Here is a 23578-nt window from a genome sequence, read left to right on the forward strand (position 1 = left end):
GCCAACATGGCCGACCGATGGAAGGTGCCGGGGCGACCTTGGGCGCTCATCGCATCCTTGCTGGGGCTGGCTGGCGTGCTCACCGCGGCACTGTGGCACGTCCGGCGAAACCGGCATGACCAACAGCAAGAGGCTGATGATCGGTCGGATGCTAGGGCGTCGCCGACATGACGCGAAGGCGCTCAGCCTTGCGGTGGGTGCCCAACTAGGGTGGCGGTCGACAGTGGTTCGCCTCGAGCGCGGAGAGTGATGAGCGAGTTCCCCTTGTCCGGCGCCGTGGTGATGGCGGTACACCGCCCCGACCTCGGCCTGCTCGAGCGCCAGGTGCGGTCGCTGCAACATCAGGAGGTCCCCGACTGGGAGTGCGTGGTCGGCATCGACGGGCACGATCCCGAGACGCACCGCCACCTCCTCGAACTGGTGGCCGCCGACCCACGTTTCGCGGTGCACCACTTCGACGACAACCTGGGCGTCTACCGGCACTTCGAGCGGCTGCTCGCACTCGTGCCCACGTCCGAGGGGGTGTCCTGGGTGGCGCTGGCCGACCAAGACGACCACTGGTACCCGGGCAAGCTCGCCCGGCTCCTGCCGACGCTCGCCGAACCCGGGGTGACGGCGGTCGTCGGCCAGGCGCGGGTGGTCTCCGACGGTCGCGACGAGGGAATCACGGAGCGTCACGTCGGCGGCTTCGCGTCCACGCTGCTCATCAACCAGGTAACCGGGAGCCTCGCCGTCTTCCGGTCGGACGTGGTCGCAGCATCGCTGCCGTTCCCGCCCGGCAACGACGCCGCCATCCACGACCACTGGCTGGCGGTCTGTGCCACGGCCCGGGGTCGGGTCGTGCAGGTCGACGAGGTGGTACAGGACTACGTGCAGCACGGCGGCAACGTCATTGGTGAGTCCGGGCGGCACACCCTGAAGGACGCGCTGGCCGGCCTACGTGACGCCGGTGCTCCTCTGCGTTTCGTCGACGCGGCGGTCGGAAGTCGTTGGGCCTGGCGGGTTCGGATGGCACGCGCCTCGCGTGCGCGCGCTGTGCCCGCCGGCGAGGCGCGGTTCGTCGATGCTGTGGCGAACGGGCATCTGGCGCTCGCCATCCTGGGCGCCCTCGCTAGCGGCGTGCGGCGCCGGGAGGTCACCCCGCTCGAGGCCGTGGCCTTCGTCATCGCCGCAGCGCGGTGGCCATGGACCCCACGCTATGACGCCGGCACCTGATCGAGCCGACCTGCGCCACTGCGTCGATCGGGTCTGGGAGAGTGGAGCCGAGCGTCGGGCAACCAGGTGTGCGGGAGGTGCAGGGTCAGCATGTGTGGCATCGCTGGGGTCTGTCGCGAGCCGGGACGGGCGGCTGGCGTCGGCGCTGTTAAGGCCGCGCTCGATGCCCTGAAGCACCGCGGTCCGGACGACATTGGACTGGAGCAGCGCGTCGTCGCCGGTCGCGAGGTGGTGCTCGGGCAGACTCGGCTGGCGGTGATCGACCTCACCTCCGGCGGGCACCAACCCATGGTCTCGTCTGACGGGCGCCACCTCCTCGTCTTCAACGGCGAGATCTACAACTACCGCGAGCTCCGCAGGGAGCTCGAGGCGGCCGGACGCACCTTCGCGACCCGGTCCGACACCGAGGTCCTTCTCGTCGCGTGGCAGCACTGGGGTCGGGACTGCCTCCCGAGGCTACGGGGAATGTTTGCCTTCGCCCTGCTCGACATTGCGCAGGGGACCCTCACCTGCGTACGAGATCCTTTTGGCATCAAGCCCTTTCATTACACGCGCGCTGGCGGCGGGTTCTCCTTCGCGTCGGAGCTGCCGGCCTTGGTCGACCTCGTCAGTCGGCCCTTCGAGCTCAACCACCGGCAGGTCTATCGCTACCTCCACCTCGGCTTCTACGACGAGTCAGCCGAGACGTTCGTAGCCGGGATCGAGAAGCTGCGACCCGGCTCCCTGTTGGTCTTCGACATCGAGACGGGCCGGCTCTCGGACCAGGAGCGCTGGTGGTGGCCGTCGGTCGAGGAGCGCCGTGACCTGACCTTCGATCAGGCCGCCGATCAGCTCCGCGAGCTCGTCCTCGACTCCGTGCGCCTCCACCTGCGCAGCGACGTGCCGCTCGGCACCGCGCTGTCCGGCGGCATTGACTCCTCCGTCATCGTCGGCGCCATGCGACACGTCGCCCCCGACGCCGAGGTGCACACCTTCTCCTACGTCGCGCGCAGCTCGCCGGTGAACGAAGAACCGTGGGTGGACCTGATGAACGCCCACGTGGGCGCCGTGCCGCACAAGGTGGTCGCGACGTCTGCGGAGCTGCTTCGGGACCTCGACGACGTTATCCGCGCCCAGGGCGAGCCGTTTGGCAGCACCAGCATCTACGCGCAGTACCGCGTGTTCCGGGCCGCGCACGACGCCGGGGTCACCGTCACGCTCGACGGCCAGGGTGCCGACGAGCTGCTGGCCGGGTATGCCGGCTACCCGGGCTACCGGGTCCGCAGCCTGCTGTCGCAGGGCCGGCTCGCCGACGTCGTGCGGTTCGCCTGTGGTTGGTCGGCCGAACCGGGACGGACGCCCGCTGCGCTCGCTGCCGCGACCGCCGCACAAGTCGTACCGCGCAGGTCGCGTGACCGGGTCCGGCTAGTCACGGCCCGGACCAGGGTGATGACCCGACCGGAGGACTTGGACCTGCGAACGACCGGTCAGCTGGTGGGTGACCCGCCAAGGGGCCGGCACCTCGCCACCGTCCTGCGGGATGGCCTCGTCGACCGGGGCCTGGAGGCGCTCCTGCGGCACGCCGACCGCAACTCGATGGCGTTCTCGATCGAGAGCCGGGTGCCCTTCCTGCACGTCGACGTCGCTGAGTTCCTGCTCACACTGCCTGAGGACTACCTGGTGTCGGAGCAGGGGCAGACGAAGAGGGTGCTCCGCGCTGCGATGCGGGGCGTCGTCCCGGACGCGATCCTCGACCGCCGGGACAAGATCGGCTTCGAGACTCCGCAGGGCAGCTGGATGCAAACACTCGGCCTAGACCTGGACGCCTGGCTCGAGGGCGTGCAGGACTATCCCTACGTGGACGTCGACGCCCTGCGGCCCCGGGTCACCGACTGGCTTGCGGGCCGGAGGTCGCCACTCGACGAGGACGTCGTGTGGCGGTTGCTGAACTTCAGCCGGTGGCGCGAGCTGATGGGTCCTCGGTTGGCGCAGTAGGTGAGCGCATTCCCTGCACCACGCCCTCGAACAGGCGGGCGCGGTAGAGCAGCCCCAGCGTCGCGAGGACGACCAGCGCCTTCAGCGCCAGTCCCATCGGTGCAAAGGCGTCGGACGAGCTGCGCACCACGTCTGCAGCCACCGAGGCGGCTGCGAAGATCGTCAGACCGAGGGCGAGGCGTCGGACCTCGAACGGGATCGGGTAGTGGCGCTGGCTCACTGCGACCCACAGACCCAGGAAGGTGGCTGAGGACATCACGGTCGCGAGGGCAGCCCCCAGCGCACCGAGGGCCGGGACGAGGACGAGGTTGGCGACCACGTCCACGATTGCGGCCGCCACCGCGACGCCCAGCTGCGCCTTGGTCCGCAGGGCGATCCCCATGCCTGGAGCGAAGACGTAGAGCTGCCCCATGAGGAGCGCCGGGGCGATCAGCGCCACCAGACCGGCCGAGGAGAGGTAGGCGCGGCCCGCGAACACCGACGTCAGGTCGGCGGCAAGGGCGTTGAGCGCGACGCACGCCACCACACAGACGCCGACCACCCCGCTGAACAGGTGGGCGAGCTGACGAGGTGCCTCCGAGTCCTTGTAGTGGTTGTAGACCAGTGGTGTGACCGCGCTCTGCATCCCGATGACGAGCAGCCCGACGAAGCCGGCTAGCCGGGCGGCCGCACCATAGCTGGCTACGTCGCCGAGGTCCCCGAAGTAGCGCAGGGCCAACCGGTTGAAGTAGAGCGTCACGATCACGCTCAGGCTGGCGGGCACGAGCGGCAGCGAGAAGGCCAGCATGCGCCGGAGCTGGCCCACGTCGACGACGGGCCGCCAGCTGTGCCGCAGCAGGACCAGTCCGACGACGGTGGTGGCTCCCGCGGAGATGGCCTGCGCCATCAGGACGCCCGTGAGCCCCAGGTCCAGCAGGACGGTCAACGGGACGGTGAGCCCGACCGTGACGACGGCGTACGCCGTGCTGAGCGCGGCATACGTGCGGCTGCGCAGCTCCCATCGGAACTGGCTGAGAACCACGGTGTTGACCCCGGTCGCCGTCAGGCTGAGCACGCCCATGCGGACCGTACCGGCGTGACCCGGACGGCCGAAGAGGAGGTGGGCCAGGGGTTCGGCCGTCGCGAGTCCTCCCACGAGAAACGTCAGGAACCCGGCGGACATCACGAGCCACGCGGTGCCGGTCATGCGGCGCTGCGCCTCGGGGTCGGCGTCGGTGCGGAGTCGGGACAGTCCTTGCTGGATCTCGAGCGACAGCACGATCGTGATGATCGGCGCGGCCGCGAGGATCAGGTCGAAGGCGCCGAACTCGACGCGGGTCAGCACCCGGGTGTAGATCGGCAGCAGGATGAGGCCCAGGCCCTGGGACAGGACCGCAGGCAACGTGTACGTGAGGGTGTCGCGAAGCATGTTGCGCAGCACGGCATACCTCACTTCCGCCGGGACGGGTCGCGTCGGACCTGACACGTTCCGGTGTCGCAAAGGGGTCGGCGCCGGATCGGCACCTACGATAGGCGGACTCGTCCCAGCCGACCGAGAGAGACACGATGACCGCGCGCAGGATCCTCATGATCTGCGACTTCGATCCCTCGAGCCCGTTCATCGGCTCCCTGCGGGTGGACCGGTTCGGCACCCACCTCACCGCCCTCGGCTGGTCCGTCAAGGTGGTGAGCCCAGTGGGAGTCACGACCTATGCCGCGGACGGCAAGGACGTGCCCGCCGGCGCCTCCACGGCGCATTACGAGCGCCCGGTGCGGCGTGGCCTGTCCGGGCTGGTCCACCGCACGCTGCTGTGGGTCTTCTACCACCTCGTCGCGTTCCCTGATCGAGGCATTTTCAGCGTCTCGAGGATCCTGCGGCATGTCGAGACGCTGGACGACTGGCGCCCAGACGTCGTGGTCGTGAGCGGGCCGCCGTTCTCGACGTACATCGCCGGACGGCGGCTGGCCAAGCGGTGGGACGTGCCGTGGGTGGCGGACTACCGGGACCTGTGGACCAACAGCAACTACTACCTCTGCGGACCGATCCGGCGACGGCTCGACCGCGTCGTGGAGCGCTGGATCCTGCGGACGGTGTCCCTCACCCTCACCGTCTCGGAACCACTCGCCGAGGACCTCCGCCGCGACTTCGGGGTCCGCTGCGAGGTGGTGATGAACGGCTACGAGCCGGACGAGTTCGCCTCTCTACGAGGGGATCTCAGCACCGGCCTGCCGCTGCGCATCGTCTACACGGGAGAGATCTACGAGGGAAAGCGCGATCCCGCTGCTCTCTTCGACGCCGCCAGGCAGATGGGTCTCGGTCCCGACCAGCTCCGGGTGGAGTTCCGAGGCATCACGGTGGGCCCGCTCGAGGACCAAGCCCGGGCCGTCGGCCTAGGGAAGGTGGTCACCGTCGGGCCGGCCGTCTCACGCCGCGAGTGCGTGCAACTCCAGCACTCGTCGGACGTGCTCCTGCTGTTGATGTGGAACGACGAGGGCGAGGCGGGCACCTACTCCGGCAAGCTCTTCGAGTACCTCGGCGCCGGCCGCCCCATCCTGATGACCGGCTACGCGGACGGCGTTGCCGCGCGGTTGGTCCGGGACCGTGGCGCCGGGGTGGTGGCCAACACCGCCGACGAGGTCAGCGCCGCTCTGTCTCGCTGGGTCGAAGAGAAGCGCTCCACCGGGTCAGTCGCAGGCCTCGGGCCGCAGGCGATCTCGGGCCTGACGCGTCGGGACCAAACCGAGGTGCTGTCGGGTCACCTCCACGACCTGCTGTCGGTTCGCGCCTAGGTTTGAGGTCGTGGTCGACAAGCCGTGGTTCCAGACGATCCTGCGACTGATCCTCGGCGCGCAGCTGCTCGTCGTCCGACTCAGCCATGCCTTTCACCGGCTGGCCCGGCGCGGGCGCGGACCCCACGGGTACGTCGTCGGCATGGAGGAGATCGCCGGATTGCTGACGGCGATCGGCGCCTCGCTCGACGACGTGACGACGGTCAACCTCGCGACCAACCCCCTCTACGACCAGGACTACGACGTCGAGTTTGACTTGAGGGGGCGGCGCTCCCGCTACCGACGGATGCGCCGGCTCCTCGTCGGACCCTGGGTGATGGGGCGACTCGTGGCGCGTCGCCGGACCTTCATCTACCTCGGGGCCGAGGGCTTTCTGATCTCATTGGTCGACGGTCGGGACAGGGAACTCGCGTACCTCCGCGCCCACAGGCGCACCGTCGTCTGCTACTTCACCGGTTCCGATATCCGCTCGCAGCCGCTGATGAATCAGTTGGGACAGACGTTAGGCCGAGATGTGGTTACGACATACGAGCCCCTCGTCTCGGCCGGGATTGCAACTGAGGCCGCGGACCGCCATCGCCGGAACCTCGCCGCTAGTGCGGAGCGACATGCGCAACTCATCTTCAACGCGCCGGTCGAGCAAGTGACCTACCTGACGAGACCGACCGAGCCGGCTCTGTACTTTGTTCCCGACGAACACATCGCTCAACGGCCGGAGAAGTGGCGGGACTTGGCGCGGCCCCTCGTAGTGCATGCCCCCACCTCTCCCATCATCAAGGGCACCCCCCTGGTCCGCGCCGCCGTCAAGGGGCTGCATGAACAGGGATTCGAATTCGAGTACCTGGAACTGAGCAATCAGCCGAACTCTGCAGTACTCGACGTGCTCTCACGGGCCCATGTCGTACTAGGCCACTTTTACCAATTCATCCCCGGGATCGTCGGTTTGGAAGCGATGGCATCGAACTGTGTTCTCCTGACGTCAGCGGATGCGGATATCGAGGCCTCTTTGCCGCCCGGTGCCAACGAGGCCTGGGTCGTTACCCCATCGTGGCTCATCCGCGAAAATCTCGAGCGCCTGCTCAGCCGCCCGAAAGACATGCAGTCCCAGGCGGACAAAGGAACAGCCTGGGTCGCGGCGCATTGCTCGCGGAGCGTTGACCGCTCTCGGCTCTTGCGACTGCTGGCTGCTGCGGAGAATCGAGATCTGTCAGGGTGACCTCATCCAGACTCCGAATTCATGACACCACATGGCAGAGCGTCACGACACCAGAACAACGAGTTGGTCGCACCCGGCACCCGGACGCTGTGAGGCCCAACGCAGGGGCAGGTGTCAAGGCTAGTAATAGCCCTTAGGCATTGGGGATACCGTCGAACTAACCAGCGAACCCCTGCCTCGACCAACCACGATCCGCCAGTAGACGGCTAGCAACGTGTTGAGCGCGGACATCGCAGCGGGCGCAGCCGTGACGTCCTGCTGGATCCGCGGCTCGAGCCGAGCGGCCAGCTCGCGCCAGCACGCGTCGTCGGGGTGCACCCGCCGACGGCGGGTGACCAGCTTCGGGGAATGGGCGAGCAGCCAGCCCCACGACCGCAGCTTCGCGCCGGCCCACCCCTGCTCGGCGGCCATCAGGAGCAGCAGCGGCTCGGTCACCAGGAGTGCGGGCAACACGCGCAGCAGAAGCGCGCGTGGGTAGGTCGTGAGGACCGTGACCAGCCGGTTGCGCTCCAAGAAGTACATCTTCGCGGGGTTCTTGGAGAACGAATACCGATGCTCGGCAACGGCATCGGGGCAATACCGAACGGTGAGGCCAGCGAGCCAACAGCGCAAGCTCAGGTCGGCGTCCTCGTGATAGAGGAAGTACGAAGAGTCCAGCCCACCCAGCCGGTCCCAGACGCCCCGGCGGACCGCGAACAGCGCGCCGCTCACCGAGGCGACCTCTCGCGCCGCCTGATGACGGCTCACGTCCTCGCCGTAGCCCCCCGCCCAGCTGATCCCGAGGTAGTGCACCGGGTTGCCGGCCGCGTTAACGACCTCCGGCCGGTCGGCCACGACGACCAGCCCGGTGACGAGCCCGACCTCGGGCCGGCTCGCCTCGCGCCTCAGGGCATCGAGCGCGCCGGGCACCAGCACGGCGTCGGAGTTCACGAATACCAGGACCTCACCGCCCGCGGCGGAGACGCCGAGGTGGCAACCGGCAGCGAAGCCGTCGTTGCGCAACGCGGTCACGAGGCGTACGCCGTCGAGGGGTGGCAGCCCAAGGATGCCGTTGTCGACGAGCACGACCTCGTCGCCCGGAGCCAGCTGGGCGCGGATCGCGCCGAGGCAGGCGGACAGGTCCGGTTCGTCGCCGAAGCCGACGACCACGACGCTGAGGGTCGTCACGGCAGCCGGACCGACTCCAGCGTGGAGGGGTCGGACTGGGGGAGCGCTTCGCCAGCCGGGGCGGGAGCGGACTCGTGGTCCATCCTTGCCTTGAGCAGAGCTACCTCCTCGGCCAGAACCCGGGTCCGCTCCTGGAGGCGACCGGCCTCCGAGCTCAACTGCATGAGCATGATGAGCATGGCGAGGATGCCGAGGAACAGGAGCAGGTTAAGCGGCACGACGACGCCGGTTGCCCTCGCCGCCATCCCGAGCAGGTCCGGGAAGAGCGCCATCAGGGCAGCGCTGACCCCGAGCACGACCCACACCACGGCGTATCGGCCACGCAGGTAGCGGCGTCGCACCATCTCGACGACGACGGCGACGATCAGGAAGCCACCGGCGACGCCGAGCCAGTAGGCGTCATGGCTCATGCAGCACCGTCCGGGGCGAGCGACCAGTCACGCACCAGGCCGAGCAGCACAACCACGCAGGCGCGGGCGAGGTCGAGGGTGGAACCTACGATGCCTCGGCTGGGGTGGCCACCCAGACGGGGCCGCATCGCGACGGGCACCTGGGAGACCCCCAGCCCAGCCTTGCGGGCGATGACGAGCGTCTCAAGGGTGTCGCCCAGGTACTCCGCCGGATAGTGCTGGGCGTAGACACGAATCGCCCGCGGACCGGCAGCCCGGAAGCCGGAGGTGGAGTCGTTGAGGCGCACGCCGAGGATCCACGACATGACCCGGGCAAGGACCAGCATGGCCCAGTTCCGGGGCCCTCGGACGACGTAGTCGCCGCTGCCGGCGAACCGGGCGCCGATGACCACGTCGGTGCTGGCCAAGTCGGCGAGCAACAAGGGGATCTGGCTGGGGTCGTGCTGACCATCGCCGTCGACCTGGACCACCGCGGTGTAGCCCTCGCGGGCAGCGTGACGGAAACCGGTGCGCATCGCCCCGCCCACACCGAGGTTGAACGGCAATGTCGCGACCCGTGCGCCAGCGGCCCTCGCAATGGCTGACGTCCGGTCATGGGACCCGTCATCCACGACGAGCACATCGGCGTGCGGGACGGCCGTGCGAACCGAGGAGATCACCCCGGCGATCGCTGCTTCCTCGTTGAACGCGGGGATGACGACGAGGACCTTTCCCTGGCCTGTTGTCCCCATCTTCGGTGCCCGCCCCCGTCAGCGATCTCGACGTGCGCCCTTGCGACGCATTGACAGGGTTGCAGGGTGGGACGCTGCCGTGGAGCCCCCACCGTCGCAACTGACCGAACGGTTGAGGTGATCCGGCCTGAACGAGTGTGGTGACCTGGGGGCGAACCCGGAGGACGGGGCCGGCTACGACTGCTAGTGGGCGCTCGCCCGTGAGCAGTCGAGGCGCCGAACGACCCAGCCAGCCGGGTATTCTCGTCCCCATGTCTACCGAGGTCCCGGCCCATTCTCGCGTCGCATCGACCGCCGGAGACTCCGCCAGTGAGAGCTCGCAGCCCGCCGCCGGGACGCAGTCAGGCCACGAGGGGACAGCGACCACTGCAGCGCCGGGGCGCCACTGGCTGAGCGGGCGCCCCTTCCGCCGTACCCACCTGCTCGAGGCAGCCGTCATCGGGCTGGCCGTGATCGCGCTCGCCTACGTCTACCGCTCCATCGTCGTGCCCACCGACCCGTGGCACTACGTCCGCTCGGCGATGTACTTCCCCAGCGACGGGTGGGTCGCCCTGGGCTACACCCGCTACGGCATGGTGCTGGCCAACCTCCCCACCGTGTGGCTGTTCGGCAACGCCCAGGCCACCTACTACTTCTGGCCGATCCTGTCCTCGGGGCTGATGGCGGCAGGGGTCTACCTCATCGGCCGGCGCTTCTGGGGACCGGTCGCCGGCCTCGCCGCAGTGGCGCTGCTTATCTCCAACCGCGTCATCTTCTACAACCTGTCCCGCGGCTACCCCGACATCATGTCGATGGCCCTGTTCGTCGGCGCCATCCTCTGCGCGCTTGCGGCCCGCGACCAGCAGGCCAACGCCCGCCGTGCCTGGCCGTGGCTGCTCGCGACCGGCTTCCTGCTGGGGTGGGGCTTCGAGGTGCGGGAGACCTCGATGCTGGTGTGGCCGCTCATCGCCGTCATCCTCGTGCAGCGTCGCCACCTGCTGCGGACCGTCGCGCTCGTCGTGCTGCCGATCGTCGGCTGGGCCGCGCTCGACGTCCTCATCAGCTGGGTCGCCTACGAGGACCCGCTGCTGAAGTTCCACGTCCTCACCGGCCTCGACGTGAGCCTGGCGGAGACGGCGACCGGCGAGGTCAAGAACGCCGCCATCCTCAACCAGCCGCGCAGCTTCTACGTCACCTACATCCCCGACCGCGCCCTCCAGAGCGAGGGTGGGCTGTGGATGGTCCTCATGGGCGCCCTGACCCTCGTCGGCCTGTTCGTGCGCAACCACGCCGTGCGGCTCATGAGCCTGTGGTTCCTGCTCGCCTACGGCCTGACCGTCCTCGCCGGCGGCGCCCTCGACCCCGCACACCCGCGCGGTCTGCTCCACGTCGAGCGCTACTGGATCCCGTTCGTGCCGGCCATGGCCCTCGCGAGCGCGGGCCTGGTGGCCGTGACCGTGCAGTGGGTCGCTCGCCACTCGCCCCTGCGTCGGGCCTCACGGGTCCTCGTGGCGGCGCTCGGTACGGCGCTCGCGGCCGTGCTCTGCTACGGCCCGGTGGCCTTCGCGGCGCAGTATGCCTCCGCCAACCCGGCCTTCGCGCCGGCGGGCGGGGCGGCGCTGGAGGAGCTGCGCAGCGAGCTGGACCGGCGTGACTTCCAAGGTGGGCGGATCTTCTCCGACTGGGAGACGGTGCGGATCTTCGAGGCCTACCAGCGGCCGTTCTTCGGGGGAGACAAGGAGTACCCGGGGCAGGCGCGCAGCATCACTGGCGGACCGCAGCCGCAGCCGGGGGACTACGTGGTGCTGTGGCAGAAGAACTCCAAGACGTGCGGCTTCTGCTCCAACGCGCTCAAGCCGTGGACCGCGAAGCACCCTGAGGGTCCGCCATCGTCGTGGAAGGTCGACTACACGACCAGCCACGGAATCCTGACCCTCTACAAGGTGCAGTAGGAGCAGCCAGGGGCCTCAGCCCTCGAAGGACTGGCCCTCGTCGACGCCCTCCTCGTTCGACCCCGGGAGGCGGTCCTCCTTGTTGTCGGGGTCGACCTGGTAGTCGGACTTCACCTCGTCCCAGGCCTCCATCTTCTCCTCGTCGACGTCCAGCTCGACCCGCTCAGGCTGCTGCTCGTCGACCGTGGTCGCCTCGGCCTCGTCGACGTTCGCGTCCGCGATCTCGCTCGGGACTCCGCTGCTCGGCTCGGTCATGGTTGTACCTCTCGCTCTGTGGTCCGGACCACACCTTCCTACTGCACCGCTGCGGCACGCGCACGACGGATGTGGTGCTCGACGGCGGAGTCGGTAGACTGGGCGGTCGCCGGCGTGGGTGATAACCCGCTCCTTCGTTGTTCGCCCAGATGGGCTGCGCCGGGTCCGCAAACCAGCAAGTCAACTTCAGGAGTTCTTCCATGTCCTTTGACTACAAGGTTGCCGACCTGAGCCTCGCCGAGGCCGGCCGTCACCAGATCCGCCTTGCCGAGCACGAGATGCCCGGCCTGATGTCCCTGCGCGAGGAGTTCGGGGCGGCCCAGCCGCTCAAGGGCGCCCGCATCGCCGGTTCGCTCCACATGACCGTGCAGACCGCCGTGCTCATCGAGACGCTCACCGCGCTCGGTGCCGAGGTCCGCTGGGCCTCCTGCAACATCTACTCGACCCAGGACGAGGCGGCCGCTGCGGTCGTCGTCGGCAAGGGCACGCCGGAGGACCCGCAGGGTGTCCCCGTGTTCGCCTGGAAGGGCGAGACGCTCGAGGAGTACTGGGAGTGCACCGAGCAGATCCTCACCTGGCCCGGTGAGGGCGCCAACATGATCCTCGACGACGGTGGCGACGCCACGATGCTCGTCCACAAGGGTCGCGACTGGGAGGCCGCCGGTGCGGTGCCCGCGACCGACGAGCAGGACTCCGAGGAGGTCGGCGTCTTCAAGGAGCTCGTCCGCAAGACCCTCAAGGCCGACCCCACCAAGTGGACCAAGGTCGCGGAGCAGATCAAGGGCGTCACCGAGGAGACCACGACCGGTGTGCTGCGCCTCTACGAGCTCGCCGCCTCTGGTGACCTGCTCTTCCCGGCCATCAACGTCAACGACTCGGTCACCAAGTCCAAGTTCGACAACAAGTACGGCGTGCGTCACTCGGTCATCGACGGGCTCAACCGCGCGACCGACGTGCTCATCGGCGGCAAGGTCGCCGTCGTCGCCGGCTTCGGCGACGTGGGCAAGGGCTGCGCCGCCGCGCTGGCCGGGCAGGGTGCCCGCGTCATCGTCACCGAGATCGACCCGATCTGCGCGCTGCAGGCCGCGATGGAGGGCTACCAGGTCGCCCGCCTCGAGGACGTGCTCGACATCGCCGACATCTTCGTCACCACCACCGGCAACTTCAACATCATCACCGCCGAGCACATGACGCAGATGAAGAACAAGGCGATCGTGTCCAACATCGGCCACTTCGACAACGAGATCGACATGGCCGGCCTGGCCAAGGTCCCCGGCGTCACCAAGACCCAGATCAAGCCGCAGGTCCACGAGTGGACGTTCGACAACGGCAACTCGATCATCGTGCTCTCCGAGGGTCGCCTGATGAACCTCGGCAACGCGACGGGCCACCCGAGCTTCGTCATGTCCAACTCCTTCGCCAACCAGACGATCGCCCAGATCGAGCTGTTCACGAAGAACGACGACTACGCCAAGCAGGTCTACGTGCTCCCCAAGCACCTCGATGAGAAGGTTGCCCGCCTGCACCTGGACGCCCTCGGCGCCAAGCTCACCGAGCTGACCAAGGAGCAGGCCGCCTACATCGGGGTCGACGTCGCCGGCCCCTACAAGTCGGAGCACTACCGCTACTGAGGTTCCACCTCACGGCACCGTCAGCACGGATGCCGCTCGCCCCACCGGGGCGGGCGGCATCGCCGTGTCAGCGGGCGGCGAAGATCCAGGTGCGCATCGCGACGTAGCGCACCACGGTCGAGCCGACCATGGAACCGCCGACCACGACGGTCTGCACCAGCGCCGGGGGCTGGGTCGCCCACGCGTGCAGGAGCCACAGGGCGCCGGCCGACAGCCCCCAGGTCAGGGCGAAGAGGCCGAGCGACTGCAGGTGCTGGCGGACCGCGGCGGTCGTGCTGGTGACCCCGAACGTGAACCGGCGGTTGGCCGCGGTGTTGGCGATGGTGGCCGCCAGGAGGGCCCCGAGGTTGGCCGTCTGGCTGGTCGGCAGCAGGTGCAGGAGTGCGGCGAAGAGTCCGAGGTGCACGACGGTGCTGCCGACGCCGACACAGGCGAAGCGCACGACCGTCGGGTCGAGCCGGCGCAGGGGGGCCCGTGGCGGGGCGGCCCCGATCAGCAGTGGCGTGGCGGCCACGCAGTTCCCCCTTCGCATATCGAGCTCCTTCTCGGTGCGACGATAGGGATGCCGTAACCAGAGCGGCAGAGGCGGGACGGCGATCGACACGAACGGCCATCCGCACGTCGGCCGAACGGACGACGAATGGGCGCCGTTGGGCCGCGGCTCGTCTACCCTCCGAGCCATGACCACGCACGCGCGCGACCGGATCCGGCCGTCGTGGCGGCAGCGTCTCGCAGGAATAGTGGACGCGTTGCCGGTGGCCTTTGTCGGCGTGACCGCCTGCGCTGCTGCCTTGGGTGTCGCGTGCGCCCGGGCGGGCGTGCGTCCCCTTTCCAGTCGCGCGGCGTCGTTGTGCGGGTTGGTGGTGTTGGTGGCGGTGGCCGTCGGCACTGTTGCCGTCAGGACCCCGAGGCGCGGTGGGAGGCGCGACGCGGGGTTGCTGCCAGCCGTTCCCGGGCTCGTCATTGCCGCCTACGCGCTTGGCGTGAGGATGCTGCCGCTGGGAGAGCGAGCCGAATGGTTCCTCGGCGGCGACCACGTGCGCCACCTGCTCTTTGTGGCAGATGAGCAGGCTCAGGGCAGCCTTGACTACTCGACACAGCCTTACCCGCGCGCGTGGCACACGGTCATCACGACAATGTGGTCAGCGAGCGGCGGTCACGACGACGCGGCCGGCCTCCGCTCGCTGGTCGACCTGATGTCCACGGCGGCTTGGTGCCTTCCGGCTCTGCTGAGCCTGGCGACCGCGTCGCTGACCGTGGCCGCGGCGCGAAGACATGGAGCATCTGGGCGGCAAGCGCAGGTAACTGGCTTGGGTGCTGGAGCAGTGATTCTCTTGGCCCCGTTCCTCGGTGTCTACCAAGCGCTCGGCTTTGAGAACTCCTACGTCGGCGCGATAGTCCTGGCTGTGGTCGCACGAGAGGTGTTGACCCTCGACGAAGGGCGCCGCCTCAACGCCATCCTCGTGACGGTGGCTGGCGCGGTCGTGTGCGCGCACAGCTGGCAACTGCTGCTACCCGGTTGCGGGCTCGCGCTCTTCTATGTGGCTTGGCCCGTTCTTCGTCGTGGGACCCCGGGGGCGCGGAGCCGGTGCGCCGGGGTCTGCCTGGTCGGCGCGGCGGCAGCCCTCCCGGCCCTGATGGCTGTCTTCACCGTCATCGGCATCCAGCATGCAACTGACTCGGGCGTGGAGGCGCCCGTCCCCGTCCCACTCCTGGTCGTCGGGGTCGCGTGCGCCCTCGGCATGGCTGTCAGGCGGCGCCACGACCCAGCTTTCCTGACCCTGCTTGGCATGGTGCTGCTCCCCGGCCTCACGGCGATCTACGTTGCCGTGAGGGTGGGCATCCCCCTGTCGGATTACTACCCGAGCAAACTGATGTGGCACTCTGCAGCCCTAGGGCTCACTCCACTCGCGCTGACCATTGTCCGGGCGTGGGCCTGGGCAGGGAAGCGACGCTCGTCGTTGCCCATCACCGCGGGGCGTCGCGTGGCAGGGTTAGTGGGCGGCCTGCTGCTGACATGCGCCGCCGTCAGCCCAGCGGCCGCGTTCGCCGGCGCCTGGTCCACCGTTCGTGGTCCACTGGTTCTCGATGCCGTCACATCGCCGGGAGCTGAGAAGGCCCAAATTGTGTGGCTCGGCGCAGTGGGCGACGACACCATCGGGCGTGTTCTTCTCGACTTCTACCATGTGCGAGTGACCCAGGTCCGCACTCCGCAGTCGCCGCTCGATGTGGGGGAGGACTGCGCACTCCTCGCGGCTGCTCGGGAGCCGGCTGTGTTGAGTGACCGCAGCGCCGCCGAAGTGCGCCGGCGATATGCCTGCGTCCCCCGCGTCCAGGTCATCCCTGCAGCCCAGCAGCGCTGAGCAAGCTCTCGTCAGCCTCGCCGGATCTGCCTCGGTGCTGCGAGCGGCGGCAGACCGGCCACGGCCGAGGTGGTGATGAATCAGCGGTCTCTGCCTCGCATCACGCGCAGGCGCGCCTGTAACCAGCTTGCTCGCGAGCTTCTCTGGCAGCGCTGCCAGTTCGTCTCGACCATCCAACATTCCGCGCCAGGACAGGGGGCGCTGCGCTCCTGCGTGACCGGGCGCTGGTCAACACCTCGTCATCGGCGTTCGTGGACGGCGCTTTCCTGGTCGGTTAACCGAGACACAGTTGGGGCCGATGTGCCGATTTGTCCTCAGCCTTTCGGTCAGATTCTCGGGTTCATCCTCCCTACTTTGCGCGCCTTGCTACCGCCCACGCCGGACGAAGTTTAAAGATTTGGTCAAGTTTCGGGAGCGGGGGACGCTGTGGGGAGTCATCGGTTGCACGAGAGGCGATCGGGTGAGCGGGGCTCTGTTGCTGTGGAGACGGCCCTGGTGTCGATGCTTCTGCTCACGATCATCTACGGCGTCGTGGAGACGTCTTTCCTCTACCGGGATGCCCTCGTGGTCTCGTCAGCCTCACGGGCAGGTGCCCGCATGGCATCGTCGATGCCTCGCCAGGCGACGTTCGGCGCGGCCGGCGCTGACCAGGTCGCGTCGACGCTCGGTAACAGCATGGACCTGTCCCGAGTGACCGCGGTGTGGATCTTCAAGGCCAACCCAACCACCGGCCTGCCCGACTCCGGGAGCTTTGCGTCGTGCTCGGTGTGCGCGAAGTACGTCGGATCGGGCTCGGCTCTGGTCGCCGACGGCCCGTCAGGTTGGGCGGCGTCGTCGCAGAACGCGTGCGCTGGCTCCCAGGACGACGTCGGCGTCTACGTCCAGTACCGGTACCCGTCCCGGCTCGGGTGGTTCTTCCAGAACCAGCGGCTGACGGAGTCGACCGTCATGCGGATCGAGCCCTACGACCAGGCCGGGCCGTGCAAGCCGTGAGGCGGGTGACGGGTCGTCGCGGCGAGCGCGGGGCCACCATGGTCGAGGCGGCGATCGTCACACCAGTCGTGTTCGCGCTGCTCTTCGGCATCATGGAGCTCGGGATGTTGTTCAAGGACTACCTTGGCACCCAGGCCATGATCCGGGCCGGCGTCCGCATCGCCTCGGCAACCCCGCGCAACGTGACCTTTGCGCAGATGGCGGCGGACGAGGTGCAACGCAAGGGCGGCGTCATGAGCCCCACTGCGATTCAAGAGCTGTGGGTGTACAAGGCAAACGCCACCAACGACTTCCCCTCTGGCAGAACTGACTTCGGCGACTGCTCGGTGTGTGTGAAGTTTCGCTGGGACTCGGGGACGGCCAAGTTCGTGCCACTGAGCGACACCTGGCCAGCGACCTCACAGAACGCCTGCACGCTCGCTGCCGGGGGTCCACCGGACAGAGTCGGCGTGTACGCGAAGGTCACCCACCCTGCCCTCACGGGAGTCATGGGAACCACCACGATTGCGGAGGCCTCGGCCATGAACCTCGAACCATTTCCTGCGCTGAGCGGATGCAAGCCATGATGCCGTGGCAACGAGTCATCGGCCGACTTCGGCGCACGCGACAGTCCTCCGAGAACGGGTACGTCGCGGTGATGGTCGGCATCATGCTCACGGTGCTCCTCGCCTTCTGCGCCTTCGCTGTGGACGTCGGCAACTGGTACTTCACGGGGCAGCGCGCCCAGCGTGCGGCCGACGCGGCTGCCCTGGGCGGGGTGCCCTACCTGCCCGGCGACAGTGCCTCGGCGTTTTCGACCGCACAGACCCTGGCTGCACGGAACAACTTCGCTGCAGCGGGCAACACCACTGTCACGTCGGCAATCGACGGACGTCCGACTCGGCTCCGGGTGACCGTCTCGCGCACCGTGCAGAACCAGTTCGGGTGGCTCATGGGTCTGCCTCAGACCACCATCACCAGAACTGCGGTGGCGGACTACGCCGGGCCTGTCCCCATGGGCAGCCCGTGCAACGGGTACGGGGACGACCCGTATCCGGCTGGACACCGCAGCGCGAACTGCAACGGCACCGCGCAGTTCTGGGCGAATGTCGGCTCGCCCCAAGCGCCGAAGGCCAATGGTGACGCCTACCAGAACTCCATGGCGAGCAACACGGACTTCGACCCGAACGGCTACTTCTACAGCGTCACGGTGACCAAGCCCTTGGCCTCCCTGACGATCGAGGCGTTCGACCCTGCCCTGATCGCGGTCGGTGACACCTGCGACACCAACCTCTCCGGCGCGGCGTCCCTCACGCCGGACAAGACCGTCGTGCCCGACCCGGACACCCGGTACAAGGCCGGCTCCACCTCAGGGGTGTGCACGGGCGACGTCAGGTTCAGCGGCACGGGTGAGGTCCAGACCCAGTTCACCGTACGCGGCCCCAGCGTCAACCCGTGGGACCCGCTGAGCTTCCCAGTGCTCCCAGGGTGCCAGCGAACGTACCCCGGCTTCAACGGGCCGCTGGCCGGCGCGTTGGACACGACGAGCCCGTCCTTCAACGCGGCCGTCGCGGACACCTTCCGTCGCTGGAAGCCGTTGTGCACGGTGACCGGAGGGGTGGCGCCTGGGACCTACCTCGTGCAGGTGAAGACCAACGGTGTGGGCAACGACGCCGCCAGTGGTCACAACAGGTTCAGCCTGCGCGCCTACAGCGAGAGCCCGTCCGGCGACGACGGGATCGCCATCGCTGGGTACGCGAAGATGGCGATGTACGCGAACACCCCCGCAGGGCGGACGAAGTTCTACCTGGCCAGGGTGCCCAGCGGCGCGCGGGGCCAGCTCTTCACCGTGCGCCTGTTCGACATCGGCGACGGCGCCACGTCGGGCAGCACGGTCCAGGTCATGCCCCCCGCCGAGGTCGGCGACACGTTTACCTCCTGCACGGGCTCAGGGGTGCAGTCAGGCGCCCTCGGCAACTGCACGATCAGCGTGAACTCGAGCTACAACGGCAAGTGGCAGGACGTCAACGTCCAGATCCCCACCGACTACTCGTGCGCGGACTCGTCCCCGACCGGGTGTTGGTTGCGCCTGGAGTTCTTCTATGGTTCGGGCTCCACCCCAGCCGACACCACGTCCTGGACAGCCAGCATCGCAGGCGACCCGGTGCGGCTGGTGGAGTAGGTTGTATTTCCCCAGCGATCGACGCAGGTCTGATGTCAAGTCCCGATGTCGCGTAGGAGACGAACCGAAGGATTCGATCCAAATGTCGCAGATGCAGCGAGGCTAAACTCTGCCCCCATGCCTTACTTGCCTCATGGGCGCGGATAACGCTCTCGAAGAACGCACTTCAATGCGCGGCGGGCAGGAAATCGTCGCCGTTCGAACGCGTCTGGGCTGACTTGCGATAACTCCTATTGGCGTGCATACAGCTGAAAAGGTTTGGGTGGCAACCGGCCTGTTGAGACCGATCGCACGGACGGCAATGCCACTATTGTTCGCTTCCACGTGCGACGACTGTTAGTCTCGAAGGGTGCTCGAGTCGCCCTACTGCAGCACCCGAGGCGACGCCCCCTACTTATCGACTCAGGTACTGCCGGATCTTCGTCACGGTCGGGTCCACGGGGTTGTTGATCGTGATCCCCGATTTTGTGCCATTTGCCATGACTACCCCCTTGGCCACTACCGGTCCGCCGTTAATGGTCCAGGTGGACCCACCATTAAAGTCAAGTGCCGATGCGGGGGCGTAAAGGATACCATCGATGGTGCTCGTACCATTTCCCTGAAGAGAAACCGGGTTGGGATTGTCTCGATCATAGATGATTGCGTAGCGCTGAAGCGGTCCCGCCGCCTTCTGTCCGACGATGTTGAGATCGCCGTTCTTCATGTCGATCTGGCCGTTGGGCCCCTTGAAGTAGAGCGTCACTCCGGAAGTCCCGTCGAGCTCGCTTTTATTCTTCATACTCCATGTGTTCGAGATGACGTAGAGGCCTGGTTGGAGGATGCATTTGCCGATCTCAACCTTGGCCGTATATATTCCCGGTCCGCTTGAGCAGGGGTCTGAAAACGAGGACAACCCCGTGGTGTCCAGTGGGAGGTGTAAGGATGCGAGGGGGTCTGAGAAGGAGGGAATCTGATTAGCTGTCGGCGTCCACTTCCCGCCATTGGTGCCAGCCACAACCCCAATGAAGGCGCCCGACCAGTTCGCCTGCTGTGCACTGCCGACGTTGGCGCTCCCGTTGATGGCTATCCCTCCACCGTTTACCGTGAAGTCTCCATTGCCGGCGTTAATGCTTCCCATGAAACAGAGGGAACACTTGAATTCAACGTGCACCCTCGCGCTAGCGTTGCTGGATACGGGGATCTTCGTCTTTCCTGTGAATCCACCAAAAAAGCCTGGAGAGTCCTTGACAGGGATGACGACGGACACCGTCGTTGGTGACACTGCTTTATCGAACGTGATGCAGTTCTCGCCTGACGGGGCAATTGCCGGTGCTATCGGCGCGTCGCAGCTCGACCAGCCCGAATCGTTGGTTGCCACCCTGAAATTCCAAAGGGCATAGTCCTTCACGGCCCTCACCGCGTCAGTGAAGCACGGCGAAGCTTGTGATCCGGCTTTGCAAGAGTTGCTGGCGGGAAAGGGATAGAGGGCGTTAGCTGCGGCCAGGGCCGCCGCGTCGGCGGAATTCTGCGATTCTCGCCTTACGGCACGAGCATTGCCGAGGTCGACGACGATGGCGGCGCTGAAGAGGAGTACGAACATCGTCACTATTGCGACCACGACCGCAACGGCCCCGCGCTCACCGCGAGCCCGAAGGATTTTACTTCTATTTAGCACCATGAGGGGTCCCAATCTCCGCCATCCGGAGCCGCGTCGGACAAATATGCGAGAGGAGATGGCGACGTCGTTACGTTCTCTATCGACATGATCGTGCGAGTTTGGAGCGGCTTGCTGGGGAAGGGGACCATTCCGGTGAGGCTCCGTTCCTTCACTTGGGCGCACACCACGAGTCTGCCGCCCTGCACCCACCCATCTGGCGTCAGGACGCGCACCCTGACTGGAGAGGTGCCGAGCGTGCTTTCGGAAGCTCTTCGCGTGGAGCATGCGATCTTGTCCATGGCGGTGCCCGTAGTGCAACTGAGGTCGAATTGCTGCACCACCCCCTGTCGTGCGGCTTCGCGCGCACCCTGCCGCAGTCCGATCAGGTCGTTGAAAAGTAAACCGTAGTCGATGATTCCGAAGAGGAGCACGAAGAGGACGGGCATCACCAGCGCGAACTCCACCGCTGATGCTCCGGCGTCGGAGGGGTCGCCGGACCGGGCGCTCCGCCTGTGAACCACTGTCTGCTCCCGATCCTCGTCTGTGCTTGCGTGCCCCCCGGCGCATCAGTGTGGGGTCCGATCGGTGGCCAGCGGAATCGTCCAAACGGACGAAACCACAAGCGACCTTTGCCTTCGACTGCCGCGCCGTCACGGAAGCATCACCGGTTCGGCGGCCCCGGTGTGTGATGATTCGTGAGGGAATCTTTACGCACTGCAGGGAGAGGGCTGACGCAGGTGAAGGGTCGCGTACTGATCGTCGACGACGATCTGGCGTTGGCGGAGATGCTCGGCATCGTCCTGCGCAACGAGGGCCTCGAGGTCTCCCACGTCGCCGACGGAGGCAACGCGCTCGGCGCCTTCCGGGACGCCAAGCCCGACCTCGTCCTGCTCGACGTGATGCTGCCCGGCCTCGACGGCATGGAGGTGTGCCGCCGCATCCGCGCCGAGTCCGGCGTCCCGATCGTCATGCTCACCGCGCGGACCGACACCGTCGACGTCGTGGTCGGTCTCGAGTCAGGCGCCGACGACTACGTCGTGAAGCCGTTCAAGCCGCAGGAGCTCATCGCCCGCATCCGCGCCCGGCTGCGGCGCGACAACGAGCCGGAGCCAGAGCGCCTCGAGATCGGCGATCTGTCGATCGACGTCGCCGGCCACTCCGTGAAGCGCGGGGGAGAGCCGCTGTCGCTCACGCCGCTGGAGTTCGACCTCCTCGTCGCCCTGGCGCGCAAGCCCTGGCAGGTCTTCACCCGTGAGGTGCTGCTCGAGCAGGTGTGGGGCTACCGGCACGCCGGCGACACGCGACTGGTCAACGTCCACGTGCAGCGCCTGCGCTCCAAGATCGAGCACGACCCCGAGCACCCGGAGATCGTCGTCACCGTCCGTGGAGTCGGCTACAAGGCCGGCCCGAGCTGACGATGTCCACCCCGGGCACGTCCTCCCCGCGGTGGCCTTCCGACCGCCACGAGGTGCTGCGCGCGGTACGCCGCCTGCTCCGCCTCGCGCGCCGGTGGCTCACCACAGGGCTGCGGTGGGTCGTGCACGCGTGGCGCGCGTCGCTGCAGGTGCGGGTCGTCGCCACGACCATGCTCCTGGGCCTGCTCGTGGTCCTCGGCCTCGGCTCCTACCTGTACTCCTCCATCTCCGACGGCCTGGAGCAGGACCGCATGACCACGGCCCAGCTGGAGACCTCGCGGCTGACCAGCCAGGTGCAGGACCGCTTCGACGAGAGCGACCAGAGCAGCCAGGCGGGCCTCAACCTCCTTGCGCAGCAGACGATCAAGAGCGTGGCGGCACCCGGCGGCGACAACGAGCGCTACCTCGTCTTCGCCCGCAGCCTCGGCAACACCTCAGTGCAGACGGTGCAGACCGTCCTCAGCGGGGCGGTCGGGCTCTCCAGCATCCCGGCCGAGATGCGCCAGGCGATCAAGGCCGACCCGCGCCGCCAGCAGGTCACCCTGATCGGGATCACCGATCCCCAGACCGACCAGCAGGTGCCGGCGGTCCTCGTGGGCTCGCAGGTCGAGCTGCCGGTCGCTGGCAAGTACGACCTCTACGTCGTGTTCCCCATGCAGCGTGAGCAGGCGACGCTCAACCTCATCACCCGTACCTTCGCGATCGGCGGCTTCGCCCTCGTGGCCCTGGTGGGCGCCATCGCGTACGTCGTGACGAGGCAGGTCGTGAACCCGGTCCGCCGCGCGGCCGTCGTCGCCGAGCGGCTCTCCTCCGGCCGGCTCAACGAGCGGATGCGCGCCCGCGGCGAGGACGACCTCGCGCGACTCGCGGCGTCTTTCAACGAGATGGCCGACAGCCTGCAGACCCAGATCCGCCAGCTCGAGGGGCTCTCGCGGGTGCAGCAGCGGTTCGTCTCCGACGTCTCCCACGAGCTGCGGACCCCGTTGACGACCATCCGCATGGCGGCCGACCTGATCCACGACTCCCGCCGCGACTTCGACCCCACGGTCTCGCGGTCGGCCGAGCTGCTGCACAACGAGCTCGACCGGTTCGAGGAGCTGCTGGCCGACCTGCTCGAGATCAGCCGGTTCGATGCCGGTGCAGCCGCGCTCGACGTCGACCTCATCGACCTGCGCGACACCGTCGCCCGTGCGGTGCAGTCGGCCCAGCCGCTGGCCGAGCGGTGGGGGAGCACCATCACCGTCGAGGCGACCGGGTCCTGCCAGGCCGACATGGACCCGCGGCGCGTCGAGCGGATCCTGCGCAACCTCGTGGTCAACGCCGTCGAGCACGGCGACGGTCGGCCGGTCGAGATCCACGTGGCCGGCAACGACACCGCCGTCGCCGTGACCGTGCGCGACCACGGCGTCGGGCTGCGCCCCGGGGAGGCCGCCTTGGTGTTCAACCGGTTCTGGCGCGCCGACCCTGCCCGGGCGCGCACCACGGGCGGCACCGGCCTGGGCCTGGCCATCTCCCTGGAGGACGCCCGCCTGCACGACGGCTGGCTGCAGGCCTGGGGCGAACCGGGCCAGGGCTCCTGCTTCCGGCTGACCCTGCCGCGCCGCGCGGGGGGCACCATCGGTGACTCGCCGCTGGCCCTGCGACCGGACGACGCACCCAGCCGCGCGACCGCGCCCTCCGCGCCGGCTGCGCCGACCAGCCGCCGTGAGGG

At 67.9% G+C, this 23578-nt stretch carries 20 protein-coding genes; 12 read left to right on the forward strand and 8 right to left on the reverse strand.

All coding sequences use genetic code 11. From position 1 onward, the window contains the following. The first annotated feature begins 282 nt into the window (after positions 1-282). Both AB4Z02_RS15770 and asnB read left to right on the forward strand, forming a co-directional pair. Entirely contained in the window at positions 283-1215 is a 933-nt protein-coding gene (locus tag AB4Z02_RS15770; RefSeq protein ID WP_441972124.1) for a glycosyltransferase, read from the forward strand. A gap of 90 nt (positions 1216-1305) precedes the next feature. Then, positions 1306-3189, forward strand: a complete 1884-nt coding sequence (gene asnB / locus AB4Z02_RS15775) for an asparagine synthase (glutamine-hydrolyzing) (protein WP_441972094.1) — start codon at positions 1306-1308, stop codon at positions 3187-3189. Here asnB and AB4Z02_RS15780 read toward each other — a convergent pair. Continuing rightward, entirely contained in the window at positions 3146-4597 is a 1452-nt protein-coding gene (locus AB4Z02_RS15780) for a lipopolysaccharide biosynthesis protein (RefSeq protein WP_441972095.1), read from the reverse strand. The genes asnB and AB4Z02_RS15780 overlap by 44 nt on opposite strands. A 137-nt stretch (positions 4598-4734) precedes the next feature. Here AB4Z02_RS15780 and AB4Z02_RS15785 point away from each other — a divergent pair, with 137 nt between their 5' ends. Then, positions 4735-5958 carry a glycosyltransferase gene (locus AB4Z02_RS15785; protein ID WP_441972097.1) on the forward strand — a complete coding sequence of 408 codons (1224 nt, stop codon included), beginning with the start codon at positions 4735-4737 and terminating at the stop codon, positions 5956-5958. A gap of 10 nt (positions 5959-5968) precedes the next feature. Continuing rightward, positions 5969-7174 carry a glycosyltransferase gene (locus tag AB4Z02_RS15790; RefSeq protein ID WP_441972099.1) on the forward strand — a complete coding sequence of 402 codons (1206 nt, stop codon included), beginning with the start codon at positions 5969-5971 and terminating at the stop codon, positions 7172-7174. A 120-nt stretch (positions 7175-7294) separates the two neighbouring features. Here the strand turns inward: AB4Z02_RS15790 and AB4Z02_RS15795 are convergent, their stop codons facing one another. From AB4Z02_RS15795 to AB4Z02_RS15805, 3 genes are read right to left on the reverse strand one after another with little or no spacing between them, the layout of a single operon-like run. Next, on the reverse strand, positions 7295-8323 hold the full coding sequence (locus AB4Z02_RS15795) for a glycosyltransferase family 2 protein (RefSeq protein WP_441972101.1): 1029 nt from the start codon (positions 8321-8323) through the stop codon (positions 7295-7297). 14 nt (positions 8324-8337) lie between these two features. Next, a complete protein-coding gene (locus tag AB4Z02_RS15800; RefSeq protein WP_441972103.1) occupies positions 8338-8751 on the reverse strand; it encodes a DUF2304 domain-containing protein in 414 nt (137 codons plus the stop codon). Beyond that, positions 8748-9482, reverse strand: a complete 735-nt coding sequence (locus AB4Z02_RS15805; protein WP_441972105.1) for a glycosyltransferase family 2 protein — start codon at positions 9480-9482, stop codon at positions 8748-8750. The genes AB4Z02_RS15800 and AB4Z02_RS15805 overlap by 4 nt, the downstream gene beginning before the upstream one ends. A 251-nt stretch (positions 9483-9733) precedes the next feature. Between AB4Z02_RS15805 and AB4Z02_RS15810 the strand changes: the two genes are divergently transcribed. Further along, positions 9734-11413, forward strand: coding sequence for a glycosyltransferase family 39 protein (locus AB4Z02_RS15810; protein WP_441972107.1), 1680 nt, complete (start codon positions 9734-9736; stop codon positions 11411-11413). Between the two features lie 15 nt (positions 11414-11428). Here the strand turns inward: AB4Z02_RS15810 and AB4Z02_RS15815 are convergent, their stop codons facing one another. Beyond that, positions 11429-11668 (reverse strand): hypothetical protein, encoded by a 240-nt coding sequence (locus AB4Z02_RS15815; protein ID WP_441972108.1) that lies wholly within the window; start codon positions 11666-11668, stop codon positions 11429-11431. A 200-nt stretch (positions 11669-11868) separates the two neighbouring features. On the opposite strand from AB4Z02_RS15815, the gene ahcY reads away from it, so the two are divergent. Beyond that, the gene (gene ahcY / locus AB4Z02_RS15820) at positions 11869-13299 is read left to right on the forward strand and encodes an adenosylhomocysteinase (RefSeq protein WP_441972110.1); all 1431 of its coding nucleotides are present in this window, start codon (positions 11869-11871) and stop codon (positions 13297-13299) included. Positions 13300-13366: 67 nt separating this feature from the next. Here ahcY and AB4Z02_RS15825 read toward each other — a convergent pair whose 3' ends face one another. Then, entirely contained in the window at positions 13367-13813 is a 447-nt protein-coding gene (locus AB4Z02_RS15825) for a GtrA family protein (RefSeq protein WP_441972111.1), read from the reverse strand. Between the two features lie 166 nt (positions 13814-13979). Between AB4Z02_RS15825 and AB4Z02_RS15830 the strand changes: the two genes are divergently transcribed. The 4 genes from AB4Z02_RS15830 to AB4Z02_RS15845 all read left to right on the forward strand — a co-directional run bounded on the left by AB4Z02_RS15830 (position 13980) and on the right by AB4Z02_RS15845 (position 18816). Then, entirely contained in the window at positions 13980-15662 is a 1683-nt protein-coding gene (locus tag AB4Z02_RS15830) for a hypothetical protein (protein ID WP_441972113.1), read from the forward strand. 480 nt (positions 15663-16142) lie between these two features. Beyond that, the gene (locus AB4Z02_RS15835; RefSeq protein WP_441972115.1) at positions 16143-16655 is read left to right on the forward strand and encodes a TadE/TadG family type IV pilus assembly protein; all 513 of its coding nucleotides are present in this window, start codon (positions 16143-16145) and stop codon (positions 16653-16655) included. 38 nt (positions 16656-16693) lie between these two features. Then, the gene (locus AB4Z02_RS15840; protein WP_441972116.1) at positions 16694-17221 is read left to right on the forward strand and encodes a TadE/TadG family type IV pilus assembly protein; all 528 of its coding nucleotides are present in this window, start codon (positions 16694-16696) and stop codon (positions 17219-17221) included. Then, on the forward strand, positions 17209-18816 hold the full coding sequence (locus AB4Z02_RS15845) for a pilus assembly protein TadG-related protein (RefSeq protein ID WP_441972118.1): 1608 nt from the start codon (positions 17209-17211) through the stop codon (positions 18814-18816). The genes AB4Z02_RS15840 and AB4Z02_RS15845 overlap by 13 nt, the downstream gene beginning before the upstream one ends. A gap of 394 nt (positions 18817-19210) precedes the next feature. On the opposite strand, the gene AB4Z02_RS15850 is transcribed toward AB4Z02_RS15845, so the two are convergent. After that, entirely contained in the window at positions 19211-20473 is a 1263-nt protein-coding gene (locus AB4Z02_RS15850; RefSeq protein WP_441972126.1) for a pilus assembly protein TadG-related protein, read from the reverse strand. After that, on the reverse strand, positions 20464-20916 hold the full coding sequence (locus AB4Z02_RS15855) for a TadE/TadG family type IV pilus assembly protein (protein ID WP_441972120.1): 453 nt from the start codon (positions 20914-20916) through the stop codon (positions 20464-20466). The genes AB4Z02_RS15850 and AB4Z02_RS15855 overlap by 10 nt, the downstream gene beginning before the upstream one ends. A gap of 273 nt (positions 20917-21189) precedes the next feature. Between AB4Z02_RS15855 and mtrA the strand changes: the two genes are divergently transcribed. Both mtrA and mtrB read left to right on the forward strand, forming a co-directional pair. Then, a complete protein-coding gene (mtrA, locus tag AB4Z02_RS15860) occupies positions 21190-21867 on the forward strand; it encodes an MtrAB system response regulator MtrA (protein WP_056882586.1) in 678 nt (225 codons plus the stop codon). A gap of 2 nt (positions 21868-21869) precedes the next feature. Then, on the forward strand, positions 21870-23578 hold a 1709-nt coding region (gene mtrB, locus AB4Z02_RS15865), incomplete at its 3' end, for an MtrAB system histidine kinase MtrB (protein WP_441972122.1).

The organism is Pedococcus sp. 2YAF34 (assembly GCF_052114585.1).
GTDB lineage: Bacteria > Actinomycetota > Actinomycetes > Actinomycetales > Dermatophilaceae > Pedococcus.

Coding starts and splice junctions, on each gene's coding strand:
- AB4Z02_RS15770 (WP_441972124.1), top strand. CDS start 283: ATGGCGGTACACCGCCCCGACCTCGGCCTGCTCGAGCGCCAGGTGCGG.
- asnB (WP_441972094.1), top strand. CDS start 1,306: ATGTGTGGCATCGCTGGGGTCTGTCGCGAGCCGGGACGGGCGGCTGGC.
- AB4Z02_RS15780 (WP_441972095.1), bottom strand. CDS start 4,597: ATGCTTCGCGACACCCTCACGTACACGTTGCCTGCGGTCCTGTCCCAG.
- AB4Z02_RS15785 (WP_441972097.1), top strand. CDS start 4,735: ATGACCGCGCGCAGGATCCTCATGATCTGCGACTTCGATCCCTCGAGC.
- AB4Z02_RS15800 (WP_441972103.1), bottom strand. CDS start 8,751: ATGAGCCATGACGCCTACTGGCTCGGCGTCGCCGGTGGCTTCCTGATC.
- AB4Z02_RS15805 (WP_441972105.1), bottom strand. CDS start 9,482: ATGGGGACAACAGGCCAGGGAAAGGTCCTCGTCGTCATCCCCGCGTTC.
- AB4Z02_RS15810 (WP_441972107.1), top strand. CDS start 9,734: ATGTCTACCGAGGTCCCGGCCCATTCTCGCGTCGCATCGACCGCCGGA.
- AB4Z02_RS15815 (WP_441972108.1), bottom strand. CDS start 11,668: ATGACCGAGCCGAGCAGCGGAGTCCCGAGCGAGATCGCGGACGCGAAC.
- ahcY (WP_441972110.1), top strand. CDS start 11,869: ATGTCCTTTGACTACAAGGTTGCCGACCTGAGCCTCGCCGAGGCCGGC.
- AB4Z02_RS15830 (WP_441972113.1), top strand. CDS start 13,980: ATGACCACGCACGCGCGCGACCGGATCCGGCCGTCGTGGCGGCAGCGT.
- AB4Z02_RS15840 (WP_441972116.1), top strand. CDS start 16,694: ATGGTCGAGGCGGCGATCGTCACACCAGTCGTGTTCGCGCTGCTCTTC.
- AB4Z02_RS15845 (WP_441972118.1), top strand. CDS start 17,209: ATGCAAGCCATGATGCCGTGGCAACGAGTCATCGGCCGACTTCGGCGC.
- AB4Z02_RS15850 (WP_441972126.1), bottom strand. CDS start 20,473: ATGGTGCTAAATAGAAGTAAAATCCTTCGGGCTCGCGGTGAGCGCGGG.